This is a genomic window from Gardnerella sp. DNF00571G, assembly GCF_049262695.1.
Classification (GTDB): Bacteria; Actinomycetota; Actinomycetes; order Actinomycetales; family Bifidobacteriaceae; genus Bifidobacterium; species Bifidobacterium piotii.
The window spans coordinates 1,092,591-1,112,589 of the sequence record NZ_CP058396.1 but is presented as its reverse complement, the minus strand read 5'-3'; the positions used below and the strand labels follow the sequence as shown (position 1 = coordinate 1,112,589).

At 43.7% G+C, this 19,999-nt stretch carries 4 protein-coding genes; all 4 read left to right on the top strand.

Features of this window, described 5'->3' with window-relative positions; translation table 11 throughout:
* Window positions 1–67: 67 nt before the first annotated feature.
* The 4 genes from HXT30_RS04520 (at window position 68) to HXT30_RS04505 (ending at window position 19,991) form a co-directional block, all read left to right on the top strand.
* Window positions 68–9,550, top strand: a complete 9,483-nt coding sequence (locus HXT30_RS04520; protein ID WP_422111396.1) for a hypothetical protein — start codon at window positions 68–70, stop codon at window positions 9,548–9,550.
* A 139-nt stretch (window positions 9,551–9,689) separates the two neighbouring features.
* Window positions 9,690–10,469, top strand: coding sequence for a hypothetical protein (locus HXT30_RS04515; RefSeq protein ID WP_422111395.1), 780 nt, complete (start codon window positions 9,690–9,692; stop codon window positions 10,467–10,469).
* A 386-nt stretch (window positions 10,470–10,855) separates the two neighbouring features.
* On the top strand, window positions 10,856–15,781 hold the full coding sequence (locus HXT30_RS04510) for a PD-(D/E)XK nuclease family protein (RefSeq protein WP_422111394.1): 4,926 nt from the start codon (window positions 10,856–10,858) through the stop codon (window positions 15,779–15,781).
* Window positions 15,771–19,991, top strand: coding sequence for an ATP-dependent DNA helicase (locus tag HXT30_RS04505; protein WP_422111393.1), 4,221 nt, complete (start codon window positions 15,771–15,773; stop codon window positions 19,989–19,991). Before HXT30_RS04510 ends, HXT30_RS04505 begins: the two co-directional genes overlap by 11 nt.
* The last annotated feature ends 8 nt before the right edge of the window (window positions 19,992–19,999 follow it).

Sequence of the window (19,999 nt, the reverse complement as noted above, 5' to 3'; positions counted from 1 at the left end):
AATAAGTTAATAAGTTAATACATTGATTGGCATGTGGAAATTAGAACACGAGAGTTTAGGTGGAACAATGAGAAGTATTTGGACGATTTTGCTAAGCGTTATCGTCTGGATAGGGCGTTTAGCTCAGCAGGCGACTAAGGCTACGCTTATTTGCGTGATTTCGGTTGCTATGTGGTTGCCTGTTTGCTTGACTGCCGAAACTGCGGTTGCTGCAGATAATGCTAATGCTTCTAGCGTTTCTAATAACTCCAATAGATCCAATAACTTGTCTGCTAATACGTCTTCTGCTGACGATGCTCAGGTTTCTGCATTCCAAAGTTTCCCTAATTTCAGTACATCCGTTACTTCAGAAAATCCGTTTAAAAAGTTCGGCTCTAATTTAGGTTTGGGTCTGCTTTCGCAGTACGGTTCGCAGTACGGTTCGCAGTACGGCTCGCAATCCGTCTCAGCCTATAAAAACAATTCCCCTCTTGAGCGCGCTGCCAAAGAAGCCCAAGCCCAAAACCGCGAAGCGCAAGAGCGCAGTGGTGAACGTGATTCTTACGAAGTTTATCATCCTGGCTGCGGTAAGGATTATGCTCGTGGCGAATGCTTTACTGTCGAAGGCGATGGTGCTGGCGCTCGTGCTACAAACGGCCACGATTTGGATGTAAACGCTAAAGGTTACACGCACAATTCTGGAACAGTAAACGGTGCTGTTGATTATCCTCGTGGACATTATGAGAATGGCCCTGTGCCTGAAGATCCTTCCGGAACTAACCACTTTGGTAAAACGTACTTCACGCCGTACCCTAGAGGCACGTATATTATGAAGCGTTTGCGTGATATGACTATTAGCCCGCAAGGTAACGGCATGGATGTGTATAAGTTACCTTTGGATGATGTTGCAGACTTTGTGTTTGTAAAGCGCACGCCTAAGCTTTCCGGCGGCGGCTTCGTATGGGATATAATTTTCAACATGGGTGGCCGCACGCAGGGTGCAGCTGATGCTCTTAACTACTTTACGGTTCCAAAAGGTCAGACTTTGGACAAGGGTAGCGAAGGTGGAAGGCAGTACATTCAGCGAGTCCTGTACACGGGTAGGGAAGAAACTGCAATGTACAAAAAGGAGGTAAAGCATATTGCTAACCCTCCTCGCGAAACTTGCTCATTCTCGTGGGATAATCCTAACGGTTTGTGCAGCAAGGAAGTGAAGAGTAGCGATTTTGCTCCGGGTGATGATCTTACCGCAGCTTGGGATAAGATGAGCGGCAGTGACGACAGTCAAAACGGAAACTATTCTAGACTTCTTCCTCAATCCATAAGTAGTGATGACTTAAATAGCGATAAAGTTATTGGTTCTTGCCGAGATGGATCTGGTTTAGTTTGCATTAGTTCTTCGAGTTATGCGGCTCCGGATGATGGCGTCCACAAGATTGCACCTAAGACAGAAGGTAGTTACGGGCGAGGATACTCTCCTGCGTACATGGCTATCGTAAAAAATCTTTACAAGTCTATAGAAACTGATACTCAGCGCGTCTTTAGTTTTGTGAATGAAGTTCATAAGGAATCTGGCGATTATGAAGTTCCTTACACTTATAAGATTCATTTCACTACCAGTACTCAGCCTGGGCACGAGAACGATTCGTTCTTCTACGCTGCAGGATCTTACTACGGCAGAAGGAATAATACTGCTTTTTACGGTCGGACTGATCCGTTTGGGAATAATTCTAAGTATTCGTTAATAAGTTTTGGCCGTAATCGTGGTAAGTATATGTATACCACTATGTACCAGCAGTGGTATGGTGCGCCGCGAATTATGGATGTTCAGGCGCCAAGGTGGCACTTCCTTAAGGGAACTGGTTTGGGGCCGTATAACAGCAATAATGGTAACTACCTTTCTAATTACGGTATTACGTTCTCAAGTGTTCTTCTGAATTTAGTAAATAAGCCTTTATATGATTCTCCTGCTATTCAAGTGAATGATAATATTCGTCTGCTCCCAGATTATTATTCTCATAATAACGGTTACGCTCGAGGCAATCAGTGGTTCCGTACTCCTGGTGTGGGGGATCACAATACTGTTGATTCAACGCCTGGAAGGCATAAGCTGCAACTAAAGTACAGTAACGATTATTATCGCATTAGTGAAACGCAGGATTTGTGGTATAGGATTATTACGCAAACGGACGTGTTTAAGCCTTTGCAAACTGAGGAGTGGATTGACGATAAAACAAGTCCAACTGCTCCAAAGTATTACAATTACGATAAGCCGCTTCCGAATCCTAAGACTTTCGTGCAATTTGTGAAAAATAGGGCGCATTTATACAAGCAGGTAATGGCTTTTGATCCTAACTTGTTCCTTCCTGTAAATACGAATATGTACGGCACTAACATAAAGTATGGTTCCGTACGGCAAGATTCTGGCAAAACTACGGCGTATCCTATTGACGAAACTTACAAAGATTCTAAAGACAACGACGCTAACGATAATCTTCGTAAAAACGCTGTGTACAACGTTGAATGGACCGACCAATGGGGTGAGCAGCCTCGTAAAAACACGTTGGAAGATGCGGATGTAAAAATTGCTGCAAAAGTGCCTGTTGTAAGTGTGCTAAATCCTTGCGCTCACTCTAAGATTTTGGATGAGCATAAGGATGAAATGAATAGGGATAGGTCCGCATCTAACGGTGATAGGTCCGCTGTTGCCGCAAGCATGCGTTCGGCTAATACTGAGCGGTCTGCGGACGTTGAAAACCGTGACGCTGCAACGTCTGCGTGCTGGCCTACTCCTCAGGATGCTACGAAACGCAATATTTGGTACATAAGTAACGCTCCAAAAAATGCAAAGCAGGGGGATGAATTAACAGACGCAGACAAGCAGGATGTTATAAAGAAAATCAATAGGCAGTACGGCACTTGGATGCGCAACAAGTATAGTGCGCAGTTGCAAGATGGCCGGGAACCTACAGTTTTGCCAAATGTTGTGTTTGTAAAGTACGCGAAGATTACGTTCTGGGATAACTCAACTACTGTTATACCTGTTGTGTTTGCTTATGTTGACTATGAGGATCCAAAGCTTGATGTAAAAGTGAGCGTAAATAATGGCGATGCTGAAGAAGTGCCAGAAGATGGTATGAGAATTGCTGTTGGAAGCAAAATTAAGTTCTGGGTTAAAGGTCATGACGATACGAAAATACTGCTTGGCGTTATGAAGCAGGATACGGTTAAGAAGTATGTTGGAGATAAGTTCCGTAATGACTTCAAGATGATTAATGACCCTAAGGTTGACGAAGACGACGACCCTGATCATAAAGGCGGCGGACACTTTAAGACTATAGACTACGACGATTTTAATCATGGTAGTAGTATGCCTAACACTGATAAAGATCAAGAAGGCTGGGTTCTAAAGAAAAAGTTTGAAAATGATCGTAGAGCTCAAGGCTCGCCTACTGTTGGAGTATTGGATCAGTCTGACAACGGCGGTATTCACGATCTTATATTCCACGGTTGGGATGCTGCAGGAAACTCAGTATTTAAGAAGATTAGGCTGATTATTGTTTCTAAAGATTATGGTTTGCCAAACGTTTGGTGGGATAAGCGCACGAAGGAAGTTGGCAATGGCGTAGATAAAAACGGACGTAGGGACACGAGTAAAGACTACAAGTATTACGTTGGGCGCGTAAAGCCGTGGGATGGGGATAAGCGCGTGCGCTCGATTATGGTGAGAATTTGGCCGCGCGGTAAAAACAAGCCTGTGGTTGATCCTGTACTAAGTAAAACTCATAAGAGTTTTGATGAAAAGTGTCCTTCAGATGGTAGCTGCTACGGCATTATTATTCAGAGAGACGGCCTAGGGAAGCCGTGGCATCAGGTGAATACTGATGGTAGAAGTAATAAGCCGAAGCTTATAGGGTCTCGACGCGCTAGGTCGGTTGATGCGGATAGGGCTGCTTTAGAGGACAGAGATGCAGCTGGAGATAAAGCGGCCGACGGCAAGGCAGATGATGGAAAATTGGCTGGCGACAAGACGGCTGAGGGCAAGGATAAAGATAAATCTAAAGCTGATAAATCTAAAGCTGATAACAAAGCGAAAACTGGCAACGAAAAAACTGATAATGCCAAACCAGGGGAGAACTCTACCCAAAATCAGCAAGGTAAGCAGGAACAAGGTCAGCAGCAGAAGTCGCAGAATTCAGAAAATAAGCAGGGTAAGCAGGATGAGCAAGCTAATAAGCCGCAAGCTAGCAACAAGCCTGCTTCTTTGAAGATTTCTAAAGCGACTAAGAAGAGTTCTAAGAAGAATGCTAAGAATAAGACAGCTAAGAAGAATTCTAAGAAGCGCAATGTTCCTGGAAGGCGCGGTAGTGTAAAGCTTGCAGTGCTTAAGGAAGGTGACGGCAAGAACGCTGATAGTGCCGGTAATAAACCTGAAAATCCGCAGAATGCTGAGCAAAAGTCAGAGCATAAGGACGAGCGTAAGACTGAGCAAAAGGATGAAAAGAATACCGAAAAGAATGCTGAGCAGAAGCAGAACGAAAAGCAGAACGAAGCAAGCGATTCTAATGCACCTGAAGAAGGAAATAAAGACGCTGAAAAACAGGATCGCAGCATTGATGACGATCGTGCTACGAGAAATCCAAGTGATAAACAGCTCAAAGAAAAGTACGCTAAGCGAGTGATTACGGATCTAAAAGGCAATATTCCTGGTTGCGATCCGGCAAAAGCTCCGGACGGAAGCTGCGAAATTACGTTCGACCCTCAAACCGGCGATATTACGATTCCGGAATACTTTGCAGAAATTGGCTCCAGAATTTATGTGGATGCTGGCATAACGGGAGACTCGGCAAAAGCTATGGACGAGGTCAAAACCAGCCTTTGGCAACTCACCGGAGTTTCGGAAGAATCCGACCCGCTTCCGTTGAAAATTACGTGGCCAAATGGCTTAGTGCAAGTAAGCCCGTACGAGTTAAACGACGCAGAAAAGGGAGCATTGCTTACTTGGATGCGTCACGACCCTAAGAATTACAGGCTTTTTGTCTACCGCGAGGAAGAAATCGGCATTAAAGGCGAAGATAAGTACGATACTTACAACAAGTACGATAAGTCTAGTAATAAATTCACTTACGCTCAAGGAGATAATAAGCCTAAGTATTCTTGCAAGGCGGAGGGTAAGCATAGTAGCGACCTGCAGTGGAAGCTGTGTCTAGACGGAGTTAGGGAACGCGGTCCAGATCCTAAAATGGATAACATTTCTAATATGGAGTATGCGAAGAAAACGCTTGTTCTTGAAAAGCTAGAAACAAGCGATAAAACTGAGCTGAACCCTGTTATGAATAAGGTGACGCGCTTCGTAGACATGCGCAAAGATTATACGTGGGAACTTAAAGGTACAAAGGTTGGTGGAAGGGAAAGTGACCCGGGCCTCGAAATGCGAGGAAACCAACAATACGGTACGCAGTATTTAGTGTACAAGTGGAATATCAACACTGGTAAAAGGCTTAACACGGATGCTGTGCTTAATTTAATTAAAGGCGTACCAAAAGCTCAAGATCCAAATAAGCCGCAACCTTCGCTTAGCAAAGTTCTTGACGGTTCGAAGAATAAGCATGATATTCTGTATGGTCCAGAAGGTAACGGAGGCTGGGACGGTAAGTTGCCAATACGCGGATTGAGTTTTGGTTATGCTCCTAATGATGGTACGTGTACTCCAGGCGGGTATAGCGACGATAATGTTGGAAAATGCCAGTGGGAAAACGTGCTTGATTTAGTTAAGTATACCCCGGATGAGCATGGTGGAAATCCTGGCTCTTTTGCAGACAACGTTGATGTGAACATGATTGATGAGACTGAAGTTCCTATTACGGATAAGCTCATAGACGCCGGAACAAAAGATGAGCGTAGCGAGTACACAATCCGTAAAGACTTCCTTATGCCTGGAGGAAAGTATTTTAACGGTCAAGCAGATAACGAAAACATTGGCGACATTATAACCGAGAATAAAGGCGTTAATTCGGTGAATGATTACGATAATGTGCCATATGTGCCCGGAGAAGGTGATCAGGAAGCTGCAGAAAGATACTTCAACAAGCGACCATTTATGCACGCGCAACTGTTCGTGCGTAACGGCCTAATAATGAACGATCTGCTACTGAGAAATAATGATTTTGATAAAAATGATGTAATACAGGACGTTACCACGAACGTAATTAACGTGTGGTTCATGCCTGTGGACGGCAAAAAGCCGACGATTAGTGCGAAGAAGTATGACAAAAATGGTAAGCCGTGGAATATTCATGGTGATTGCCTGATGAATCAAAACAACCATGGCCAGTGCGGATTGAGAAGTGGCGAAGATCCGCTCGATTTGGACAGAGTATGGTATAACCCGGCTTATAAGAGAGATAGCTACGGTAGTGTAGATAACGCTACTATACACTTAATTGATAATTTGAAGCTGGATGATGACTTCAATGCGTACGACAAGACTATACAGCCTGAATCAAAATATGAGAATGATGAACCGAAACCAAAAGAAGGTAAATCAAGTAAAGTTCTTGAAGATAATTTGCGCGTGAAAATTCTCGTTTGCAAGAGCACGGGCGGTAATAGTTACAATTGCGACGGAGCTAAGAGTCTCGAGTTTGTTAAACGTGGAAAAGAGTATATTAAATCGCTTCAAAGGTTTATTGAATCTAACAGAGGCAATAAGCCTGGGGACACTATATTCAAGATGGTTGCTTCAACTACAGATAGCGCCGGTAAAAATAGCGATGAAACTTCTGTAGGATGCTTCAGAGTAACGTGGAAAGAAGCGCCGGGGCCTAGCGTAGTTGCGTACGATGGAAATACGCATGACAAGCCAACTACTGAGAAAAATTGGCTTTATCAAAATGAAGGAGCTAATACTTCAGAGTTAAATAATGGAGTATTGGTACAGCCGTCACAGCAAATGTATGGTCGTGAGTATGCTGCAAAACGAATGGTTATTTACTTCCATCCTAGGAAGGAATACACCGTTGCGGCCAGCAGTGCAAACGGAGGCGCAAACGGAAGTACCGGTGGAAGTAATGAGCACTCCTACGACATTGGTAAAAAAATTGTAATGTGCTGGAGGCATAAAGGTCCGGCTATTGGCCGTAAATACTGGTTGCCTTGCGATGGGTACGATCCTGCAAAAGAAATAAGAGGATGGCATGGTGAAGACAAGTATAATACAAAAGGCCCAGGTATATACATTGATGCGTCTAATGGTGATGTTCGCTTCACGCCTAATTACTTGGAACCGGGCAGCGTAGTCCGAGCGCGCAGCCGTACAGGTTGGTATGCAGGACCATGGTCCCAAATGCCAGGTTTAAGAGACGTTGAAGACTCTGACGACAACCAAGACGCTAGAACTGGTGAAAAATCAGGCAATGTGCGTTCAATAGGTAAGGATCGTGACGCAGGTAACACAGTGGAGCTTGCTAAACAAGAGGATGATGATAACGTCCTTCCAATGGAATTAGCAAAAGAAAAGCCAAGCGAAGTGTGCAGGCCAGATAATGTTTCTGTAGATGCATGGTCTGCCGGCCATCATCCTTCCGACTGTGTGTACTTCGGCGTAGCCATGCACAGGCGTATTGTGCAAGTGCACCCAATGCTGCTAAGCGGCGACGAAAAGCACGCAATCAAAACCGAATTACACAAAGAAAACGGAAGTGGAAACTGGATTAAAAGCGATAGCGAAGCTACGTCAAACGACGAAATAATGCTAAGCCCAGGTCAAGCAATGGTGACGTTCAAGGAAAACGACTACGATACTAGCCATAATCCACACGTAGCTAAGCCGAACAACTTCCCTGAAGATAACTACGGAGGCCGAGCCGGGAATATACAAGACGTAGCCGTATTGACGCGCGGTTGGCGAAGCCGCATACTTGTGCCACTGCCTAGAATCAAGCAGATTACGCGATTTGCTCGACTTCGTGCGCCTGAAAACGTTGACAATACGAATGGCGATAAAGATAGCGCAGCCGACTATTTGGTTACGTGGGATAAGAAGCATCCGTACGTTAATAATCGAAAAGACGACCCAGGATTTAAGCTGTCTCCAGACGGAAAATCGCTGTTCTATCTATTCAACCTCGGCACTAAAGCGCCGTTTACACTTAACGACCTGCAGTCGGGAATTGTGCTGAAACCTAATACCGAAAGACTTAAGAAAGAGTGCGGTAAAGGTTACAACTTGTACGACTGCCAGCCGTCACTGCGCGAAGTAAAAGGTAGCAGCAAGGTTGATGGCGAGTATAGAGAAAACGGCGTTACTGTTGGCCAAAACGGTTACAAGATGATTGAGAACAACTTCTTTGTGTATACGCCGGAAAGTAATGGCAATACTAGCGGAAGTGGTGGTACTGGTGGTGCCGCTAATAGTGCTGCTAATAGTGCTGCTAATAGTGCTGGTGGTAACGGCGCTCCTAGCGGTGATAGCGAGCATAACACTTCACACTTAACGTCATACGTAAACATTATCGACATGACTTCTGCTAATTGGAGAGGTGACAGTACAGGCCTCAGTGGTGGCGGTGGTGACCATATTTCTGGTGGCGAAGGCAAAACTTACGAAGACAATGGTAATAGAGATGAAATTAGCTTCAATGGCATAGCTGCATGGGGTAGCTCTGGAGCTATTGCAACAGGCAGAAACGACTTCCATATTACAAAGAACGATAAGGTGTTTGCTAATCCGCAAAGCACTCAGCTGATGACTCTAGGTGATAGCTGGGTGAATAAGACGCTGCTCAACACGCGCGGACGAGATAAAAACAAGTACAACGCGGAAGGTGACAGCACCGACGAAGCAGCAATGCGCGTATACGTAATACCTGTTGATAACGTTGCACCAACGGTGAAAGCGGTTGGTTCGCTTAAGGGAACTACTGTTAAGAGCCCTTACGGCATTGATGTTAATAACATTGACTTTACGTTCAATACTGTTTCTGAAAGCGAGGCGAACAAGCATTCCGACTCTAGTGTTTTGCAAGAGGGTGGCAAAGAGAAGCTTATAGATGCTTACGACGACTACGATACGCGCGCAACTGTTAAGAAAAATCTTAAGGTGTACGTGCGTAGACTAAATGACGGTAATCCGCAGAATCCTGAGTCGGCTATTACTAAAGACGACGGAAGTGTTGATGTCAAAGCACTTAAGAATTTGCTTTTGCAAAACCACAAAACTGCAATATATGCTGTGTATGCTCAAACTGAAGATAACTCTGGCAATAAGAGCGAAGGCTATGGTGATAAATCTGCAATACTGGGCTACATACGCCTCGGCGGTATAAACGTTAAGCCAGTTCCACTGCCATTTACTGGTGGGCAAGCCGCTGTTATATACACGTTTATGTTTGGTGTGCTACTTGCAATGTTTATAGCATCGGGTGCATTCGGAAGGCGCGGATGGTTAACGTCTGTGCTAAGCGGAAACGGATTTAGTGGCGAGCTAACGTACAGCAAGCATTGCAATGTTTCGGCAGAACCGTTGCGCTGCGGCAGATTGTTTGACAATATGTACAAAAATCGCCATTGAATTTTGCACGTTTTGCTATTTCTAGATTGGAGTCAAGTATAGTAAATCTTATTTATGTAAAACGAAACATGTTTATATAAAAACAAAATAATCGAAGAACATAAATAAGAATTACAACTTATTTGAAAGCGAGATAAGAATGAGCGAAACACTAGTCCTAACGCGCAAAGATTACGTTACAAGAACCATAATTCGAGTTATTGCAATAGTTTCGTCCATTTACGGAATGGCAATGTCTTGGGATTCAATGGCGCTAACGTATTTTACGAATCTTTCTAACTTGATGATTTGTGCGGCGCTGCTCGGCTCGCTGATTTTAGACACGCGAAGTGCGCTTAAGTCTAAAAGCGATGAGCAGGGTGTGCAGGGTGTGCATGCTGAGCGCGCTGGCGGCTGGGTAGATTCAAAGCCAAACGTATGGTACGTTTTTAAGTTTATGATGACGATTTCGATTGCCGTCACGTTTACGCTGTATCTGTGCTTTTTGGCTCCTACAAACAAGCTCGGATTTGTTGGCGCGTACATGAACAATGGGTGCTCAAGCTTATGTGTGCATTTTATAACGCCGTTGCTCGCAATTTTTGACTTTGTTCTTTTTGATTACAAGTACAAGTCCAGCCGTGCGCACGTTTATTTTGCTACGATTCCGCCGCTCACTTACGTTGCGTACGCTGTTGCTCTAAGCGAGTTTGCTGGCGTGCGATGGGGAGAGCATGCTATGGCAGCGCCGTACAACTTTTTGAACTACAAAGCGCCTGCAGGGTGGTTTGGATTTGCGCCAAACACATTTAATTCCACTGCGCTTGGAGTGGGCGTTGTTTATTTGCTTGCCATTTTTACGCTGATTTTTATTGGCATTGGAATAGCATTTCTTGCGATTAAAAACGCTCGCGCTAAGCGACTTTCTAATCAACAATAGCGCGCGCGACGACCTGCCGGAGCGCTTAAAGCGTAGCGCGAATCGACGATTTCGAGCTGCATAATGCGCGAGAAATCACCTCGATTCGCTGAGCCGCTCAAACGTAAAGTCCAGTGGACTTTACGTGCGGCGAAGACGTTAGCGCGCTTAGACCGCGCTAACGGCACGACCTGCTTTTCCGCGTTTTGTCGTCTATGTTAACTTTTGTTCAATGTTTTGTTCATTTTTTGTAGTGCGTTTGTACCTAATTTATGGCGTGTCGTGATACAAACGCACTACACAAACAAATGAAACTGTAGTGCGATTGTATCTAATTTGGGCATTTTTTGGTACAAACGCACTACAAAGTTACATACAAACGCAAGCCAGTTGGTAGAATTGTGTTTATGTGTACGGAAGAATCTGCGCTGGCTGCTGTTCAATCGTTGCTAAATGGCACTCTTAAAAACGCGCATGAACGCAACACCAATGTTTTGCTTGTTTTTGGAGCACCAAACGCTGGCAAGTCAAGTTTTGCGCTTAGCGCGTTGCTTTTGGGTTTGCGTTTTGATTGGAGCGCGGCATCTGATTCGCCTTGCTCGCTCAATAATCGCGCTGCGCAGCTTTTGCTAAAAAACGCTATTCGTGGTGATATAGCTGTTGCTGCTGCTCAAAATCGCTCTACAGCTGCACGAATGTCGGATTACGTGATTCAAAACTTGGGTGTTTCGCATCAATCGCGCCCAGTTGGCACACTTTCCGCGCTTGCGTTTAGTTTGATTTCCGCGCGAAACAAGCTTTTTGGCATGCCTGCACCTAAGTTGCTTAATGGCGCTGAGCAAGATGCTCTTCTTCGTGAAGTTGTGCGCGTACACGTTAATCACGTTTTGCAAGGCGATAGTGGCAATTGCAAAGTTTGCGCTCTTTTTAGTGAGTATTTTGCTAGCGACTATTCCAAAGATTCTTCGTCTAAAGATTCTTCTAGCGATTCTTCTAAAGATTCTTGGATTTACACAATTTCTAAATTACAAAACGCGCAAAATAGCGAGGATTCGTATGATTCGCATGATTTTAGCGATTCGCTCGATTCCAATTACATCTCTAACATCTCTGTAAATAGCGCTTTTATTCATCAACTTCGAGATATGCTCGCGCGCTTAGACGAGATGGGCATTGTAAGCGATTCTGCGGAAAAAAATATGCTGAACAGTTTGGACTCGCAGCTTAGCGTTAACTCGGATTTTGTATCGTCTATTATTGTTAGCCGCATTAGAACTCAATGGAATTTGGCTTTTGCTCTTAGAAGCGAGTATGCGGATTGCGTGCGCAAAAAGTATCCGAACGCTTTTAGGCTTGATTCTTCTAGGCTTTTGGCAAGTGGCGTTCAAATTTTGAACGATATTTTTAATAATTTACATTGCAATAGTGCTAATGAATCTTGCGAATCTTGCGATTCTTCCCTTGAATTTTACGCTCTTAAACTCTTCCTTCCGCGCATGTTAGTTGTTGACGATTTTCACGACGTAACGCTTGCTGGCTTGGCTTTTCTTGAGTCGCTAGCGCGCTTGGGAGTGAGAATTGTTTTAACGGCAAATCCCGACGAATCCGTTCAATCCTTCCGCGGATCGTACCCAGATTACGTTGTTGAATCAGCGCAAAATGGCGTTATGCAAGCTGCTGTTTCTAAAATTTGCGATTATAAAGTCGAAGGATTTGGCGAAGATTTTGCAACACAGGCGTCGCAAGATATAAAGCGCAAAGAATCGCAAAATATACACGATTTTCTAAACCATTCCAATCGCTCAATTGCGCTAAATCTTTTTTCTGCGCGCGTTTCTCTTTCGATTGCTTCGCTTATGCCAACGCAAACGCCAATGGCCCGCAGGGCTTGGAAAATGGCCAATATTCAAGGTGCTTTTCCTATAGAAAAAATCGAATCAAATTCGCAAAAAACAGAAAATTCTTCGGTTTCTGGCGATTTGTACAGAACTCCTAGCCAAGAGATGGATTGTGTTATTTGGCAAATAAAACGCTCTCATTTAGACAATAAGATTCCTTGGAAAAACATGGCAATAATTGCGCACGATAATGCAACAGTTCGCGCGTTTGGAGAGCGTCTTAGAAAAGACGGAGTTCCTGTGCGCTATTCGAGTGTTACGCGCGCGCTTAGAGACGAGCCGTTTATTAAAGCGCTTTTTGCGATTATTGAGTTAGCGCAATTTAGCCAAAAAAGCGTTGACGATTTAGCAAAAAGCGTGCATTCGGGCAATTACACGCTTTATTCGATTGCGCATTTTGTTCGTTCTAGAATAAAGACGGTTTTGGAAAGCCCACTTGTGGATTTTGGCGACTACAATTGCGCAAGTTTGGCTGCTGTTGACTCGCTTATGCGCTCAATTTGTTCGCTTAGTGAAGTGATTTCAGGCGAAAACGCAAGTGATGTAAAGGCGAACGGTGTAAATGCAAGCGAAGAAAATTCGCCATTACACGGTCTTATAGAGCAATGGAAAGTGCTTAGCAATCGCCTTTTAAGCGCAAACGAGTCATCTGCAATTGAAAGTGCAAGCGTTACGGTTGATAATCGCGTTTTTAGCGCGAAACCAAACGCAAATAGCACGCAATTTAGCATTGAGTCGTGTTATCTTTTGATTCTTAAGTCGCTTATTGACGGCTGCTCTGCGGATTCAGGTGATTTAGGTGATTCAGAAAACGAAGAGGCTCAAGGCGCAAAGTCTACAGAAATCTTTTCTGTTTTGCAAAAAATGCGCCCAAACAGTGTTCATATGCGTGCGTTGATGCGCGTGTTTAATATTGTTCTAAGACTTTCTAAAAATCTAAAAAATAACCTTGAAAAAGTTAAAAACAGCGGAGAAAATCAAGTTAGCTACGTTTTAGGCAAGGCTTGGAATCTTTGCAATTGCGCTAAAAAGTGGCAAATTCAAGCGCTTAGCAACAATGATGAAGGCCGCGCGGCAAACGATAGGCTAGACGCTGCAATGCGGCTTTTTGAGTATGCGAATTCATTCTCGTATACGGTTGCGCAAGGCCAGCAGATGCCTAATGGAGGTTCGGCTGGCCCAACAATCGCGGAGTTTATTGATCAAGTTCGCCAAATGGAAATTGAAGCGGATTCGCTTGCAAGTGTGGCGCCTCTTCCAGACGCTGTGACTCTTACAACGCCTTCTGGTTCGGTTGGAAGACTTTGGGATTACGTGTGGATTCCTGCGGTTCAGCAGCGAGTTTGGCCGAATACGGCCGCTAGAAGTACTATGTTTGCTTCGGAAACGCTTGTTGATATTGTGCTAAATAGCAGGATTTTGAGTGGAGAAAGTGGCGATAAATCCGATAGTAGCGATATTAACGATATAACGTACTTCTTTGATGCGTATTCTAAAAATCCTAATGGCATTTGCGTAAGCGATAAACAAGCGATTTTTACTGGCGAACAGCGAAGTTTGCTAATGGCAATTACGCGCGCTCGCAAACATCTTTGCATAAGCGCGGTTAATAGTGATGATTGCGTTCCTTCGGACTTTTTGTACTACTATTTGCCAGAGATTTATTGGAGAAATCAAGACGGAAGCTGCGATTACACAGATTTTTGTGGCGATTTTGCGGCGGTTGATGCCGATGCAAGAGGTCTTGTTTGTGCGTCTAGAATCACGCTTGCTAAAGAGGAGTGTGGCTCTAATAATGGCCATAAAATGGCAAAAAATTCTACGATTCAAGATGCGTTAGATGCGTTAAATCTGCTTAAAAACAACGGAGTTGATGCAGCAAATCCAAATAATTGGGATTTTATGCGTAAAAATTACGATTCTGCGATTGATTCTGCGAAGTCAGAATCGCCAGCAACCGCAGAATCGCAAGAAGAATCGCCACTAAAATCACAAGAAAAATCACAAGAAAAGTCACAAGAAAAAGTCTCCACTAGTAAAAATCTTGTAACTCTATCTCCTTCAATGGTAGATAAACTTTGGTCTTGCCCAGTTTGTTGCCTTTTGGAAAGTAAATTTGCGGGGCCTGCCGTAGGAAGCACGGCAGCACAATTTGGTACGCTTATTCACGAAACTGCAAGGTGGGCAAGTCAAGATGAGCATTTAGACAACGATTATTTGCGCAAAAACTACCCACAGCTTCAAGCGTTTGTTAGTGGGTTTGTTGGCACTCGTGCGCAGGAATCTGCGGACTTTGATTTTTCGTTTGATTCGTTTAGTGCTTTGCAAAAAAAGGCGATTGAAGACGTTGCAAATAAGATGATTGAGCATTATTATTCGATTTGCCCAAGTGATTCTAGTATTTCTAACGTAAAAGACCGCTACCGTTTTATAAAAAACGATTTGAATGTTCGCCGCGCGCTTTACACGATTTCTCAATATTTTGTAGGCTCGCTAAACGGGCAAAATTACCCGATTCTTGTGCAAAAAGACGAAGATGGTGTTGTAACAAAGATTCTGCCTGCGCCAGAAAAGTCAAAAACAGCTAAGCCGACTATTGCAGATGTTCCTTTGGGTAGTCTTGAGGAAGCTTATTGCGAGTGCCAAATAAACGCCACTTTTGGCTTTGACGATATTCTAAACGCGTACAATCTTGCTGCTAAATCGCAAACAAGCTTGGAAGATCTTTATTCAATAATGGGATTTTTGGTAGGCGGATGGCCTAATGGCGGCTCATGCGATTTGCGCGTTAGAATCCAGGGGCGAATCGACCGCATGGAACTTAGAAAGTTAAACGACAACACGCAACAAATTCGCCTAATCGACTATAAAACAGGAAAAGTTCCTAAAACACAGCAAGTTTTTAACGATTTGCAACTTATTTGCTATCAACTAGGAATTGTTTTTTGCTCCGAAAACAACAAAGATTATGAGCAATTGCTAAAGCTTAAGCACACAAAAATCGCGCGAAGTGCGCTGTTCCACGTTGTGTACAAGGATTCTCCTGCGCAAGATAATGGCGTTGCGGAGAATATTTGTCAGCCTTCGCTGTTTGACGAAGATGGCTCGCTAAGCGCTAGTGAAATCATAAGTCGTTACAGATATTCTAACAATAATCGACTTTACGATCTTCCAAGCATTGATGAGCAAAATCCTGCGCAAGGCGTAAGTCAAAGTGCGTGGGCAGATTTTGTGAAATTGCCAATGCGCGCAAAATGGTCGCTTATGATGATATCTCGCGTATTTTTTGCCGCTGCTGCTGTTAAGTCAACAAGTTTTGCTGTAGAGCCAAAAGCGGATCATAAAAATTATTGTAGATGTTTAGACGTTTGCCCTGCGTGTGCAGAAAAAGTGGACACTGTTTACGAAGTGATTGAAGGTAAAAATGAGCAATAACAACGTTAGCGCCGTAAAATCCACGCCTAATAGTGCTCCGAGTTTAGAGCAAAAAAACGTTATAGAAGCGCCGATTAATCAAGACGTGCTAATTGTTGCTGGAGCTGGAAGCGGCAAAACGTACACTATGACTCGCCGCGTAATACATTTAATTAAAAGCAAAGTTCCACCAGAGTCCATATTGGGTTTAACGTTTACAAATAAAGCTGCTGCGGAATTGCTAAGTCGCGTTTCTTCGGAGGTTAGCGCAAGCGGAGCAAAGTCATTCTTAAAGCCAGAAGTTATGACGTATGACGCGTTCTTTCAATCAATCGTAAGAAGATACGGGCTTTTGGTTGGCTTTAATCAAAACACAATGCCATTAAGCGACGCTGGCGCGATGGAAATCATAAAAAGTATAATCGGAAAATATTTAGATAATCCACAAAATAACGCTAAAAATTTAAGTAAGCTATATAATTTTGACACTTTGTGTGCTGATGTTATTAATCTTTGTGCCGAAATATCGTGCTCGATGATTGGAGTAGATAGTATAGGCGAAACGTGCTCAAGCGTGCCTCAAGCTGTTCAAAAAATACGCGAGTGGAATAATGAGTTTGCAAAACATTTAAAAAATGTTATTGCAGATAGAAAAGTAGAATCACCACTTGCGTCAAAAGCTCCAGCTATTCCAAAATACAAAAAAGTCAAAAAAACGGCTGGAATGAGTGAACAAGACGTAGCGAAAGCGTCTACAGAAAAATTTAAGAATGCGTGCAAAAATTACGAAAAATATTGGGATGATTCGTGCTTGCAATTTTGCATAAATCTATACAACGCTTGCCTAAAACGAGACATTTTGCTAGATCTTGTTTTGCAATTTGACGCCGAAAAAAAGCGCGTAAATATGGCGCAATTTAGCGATTTTACGATTGCAGCTTATTATTTGGTTACGCATTTTCCTTCGATTTGCGCGCAATACAGGAATCAATATTCGCAAGTTCTTTTAGACGAGTATCAAGATACTTCTACAACGCAAGCAATGCTTATAAATACGCTGTTTTATGGCGGTTTTGATGCTGTAGAGGGGGGTCGCACGCATGTTATGGCAGTAGGCGACCCATTCCAAGCAATCTACTCGTTTAGAGGTGCTTCAACTGGAGCTTTTTGTAAGTTTGAACAAGACTTTAACATAAGCGCGCAAAACAAGTATTCGCTAACTGTTACGCGCAGAAATTCGCTGTTTATACTAAAAGTTGCAAACGCGCTAACCGAGCCGATGCGTGCGGAAAATGGCGATAATTCAACGCAAAACGCAAGTCGTAGATTTAGCAGCATTGACGATCGCGAAGTGCAAGTGGAAACTTTAAAGCCAAAAGATGATGCGCCAAACGGAACTGTTTGCGCGTTATTTATGCCAAATCAAAGCGAAGAAATTGATGCAGTTGTGCGATTTGCTAAAAAAATCGTTGAAAAATATGGCGAAAATCCGCTCGAACCGCAACTTGCGATTCTTTTTAGAAGTAAAGCAAAAATGCCACAATATGCTCAAAAGCTGGAGGATGCTGGTATTCGCACGAGCATAGTTGGCTACTCTTCGATTATTGAAAAGCCTGCTGTTAAAGACGTTTTAAGTCTGTTAAGAGTGATTCAAGACCACAGCGACTCCAATTCGCTTATGCGTCTTCTTGCCACTCCTCGTTTTGCGCTATCTACCGCGGATTTGGGTGTGTTGGCATCAATCGCAAATAGTGCGAATACGGAATATCTTTACAACGTGTACGCAGCGGCTGGTCTTGTTGAGGAGGGATTGCCTAGAAGTCAGTGGGATTGTGCTGTTCGAAATCTTAGAAATAAGGCAAATAGTGGGGAAATATCGGCGCAAGTCATAAATATTTATGGCGGAGTGTATTTGGCTGATTTGATTATGCGCGATTTTGGGGATTTTGGTAAGTCTGCGGTTGCTGGCGATTATTGGGTTAGCCAAATGCGAGAAAAGCTGAGCGCGCATGCATTCGCTGCCGTAAGCCGACTTAGTAAAATCCTAAATAAAGTTGATCGCGTGCAAAGAAATTCGCTAACAAGCGTTATGCAATCAGCTGTTGAAGCGCTTAACGTAGACATTGATAGCGCTGTTGGAGCGGCCTTAAAATACAAGGATTTTAGCAATCAAACAATGCTTAACGACATGCACAATGTGCTAGATTCGCTAAACGCGATTGTAGAAACGTATGTGCAAGAGATGGGCGAGTGGCAAGATGTTAGTTTGCGCGGACTAATCAATTGGATTGACTCAGCAAAAACGCTTGATCTGCAAGCTTCTAGAACAGAGCAAAATAGCGCGCAAGTTGTTTTAATGACAGTTCACCAATCAAAGGGTTTGCAATGGCCAGCAGTTGCTGTAGTTGGGCTAAACGAGGGCGCTTTTCCAAGTAATCAAGGCGATTCGCTAAAAGTTGATGATAATGGGCAAGCCAGCGCTCGCATACCGATTGAGTTTGCCGCAAGCGTGCCTTCTGCGTTGCGCGTGGATGCCAATATTTTGCCGCATTTTCCGCATACAGTAACGCGTGCCGAGGCAATGCATCCCCAAAAATCCATGCAAAGTTTAGATAGTGTACAAAAGATTTTTGACGAGATTAAGCCAAATAGAATCAAAGCTTTGTGTGATTTCGCGGCTGCTGTTCAAGAGGTGGATGCTGGCTCTGCGGTTGCTGGCGATTTTTTGAGCGAAGAAACTCGCAGTGTGTATAATGCGTATAAATCCCAGCAAAGCGTTGATTTTATGCCATTTACGCAAAGTGAGGAGCGCGGAATCCAGCTTCACATGGACGAGCGCCATCTTATGTATGTTGCTCTTACGCGCGCAAAGTTTGCAGCGCTTTTAACTGGTTCAGCAAATTCGGGAGATTCGGAAGAAAATGGGCGTAAGCGCGCCGCTTCGGTGTTTCTTAAGGAGTCGATGGAAGCTATAAAGTCGCTTAATGGTGTGATTGAAGTTAAAAAATGCGAGGCGGAAAATGCTGGCGATTCTGTGGATTCTGGCGATTCTAGTAATTCTGATGACTCTAGTGAAGACGTTTCCAGTGAAGACGTTTTTGGCTTTATTGCAGGCGATTTTGCTCATGAGTTTGCTAAAGATTTTGGAAAAATTAAAGTTCAAAGCGATTCTCGTGCTAAAGAAAGCGTGCTTGAATGGCCTTGTGCTTTGAGTGAAGATGTAGAAAATGCACTTCAAGAATCTGCAAAGCTTGTTAAGAGTGAAGATTTTGATGGCGATTTTGATGGCGAATCTTCCTTAATGTCTTCTCAAAAATCGCTTTATTACCGCGCAAAAGCGTTTGTTCAAGATGCCGATTTAACTGCGCAAAATGCTGGCGATTATTCACTAGAAGACTTGGCAAAAAAGGTGGAAAAGATTTCCAACGGATCTAGGCTTAACGTAACGTCTTTGCAAAAAATAAGCAAAGTTGCGCCTGATGTAAACGGTGCAAATTCCACAAACGCAAAAGATAGCGCTAGCGCGCGCGCAAACGATCGAGTTTACAACAATCTATTGGCTTGCATTCGACCAATTCCTTCCGTTTCGTCAATGGATGCAAATCTTGGCACCAAGTTCCACGCTTGGGCGCAACAATTTGTAGACTCTGCAGTACCTTCTAGCGCATCCGAGTGTGCTAAGTGGCAGTCAGTTGTAAAAAGCGGAACTTTGTTAGATGAGCAATTTATTCCTCAAGATCGCAAAGATTTGCTTTACGAGTTTAATCAAAGTCGCAAGAATGCGGACTTCGCTAATGATTTGTCCAAATCTCAAGACGCTCAACTAGACGAATGGAAGCAACGGCTTATAGAATCGCGTTGGGCAAAACGAGTGCCGCTTGCTGCAGAAATGCCGATTTTAATGCAAATCGATAATACGGAATTTGCAAATAGAATCATCAATGGCACTTTGGATGCTGTTTTTGCAGGAGGATTAGACGCTAACGACGAATCAAAACTCTATACAATCGTTGACTGGAAGACGGGTAAGCGACCAAAAAGCGCGGAAGATATTCGCCTAAAACTTGAGCAGCTTGACTGGTATAGGCTACTGCTTGCGCGCGCAACAAACGTTGATTTAAGCTGCATTGATGCCACTCTTTACTACGTTAGCGAGGCGCGTGCGGAAAATCGCGAGATTCACGCGCTGAGCAAAACTCGTGACGAGATTTTGAGTGAGGCGTCTTTTTAGAATCAACG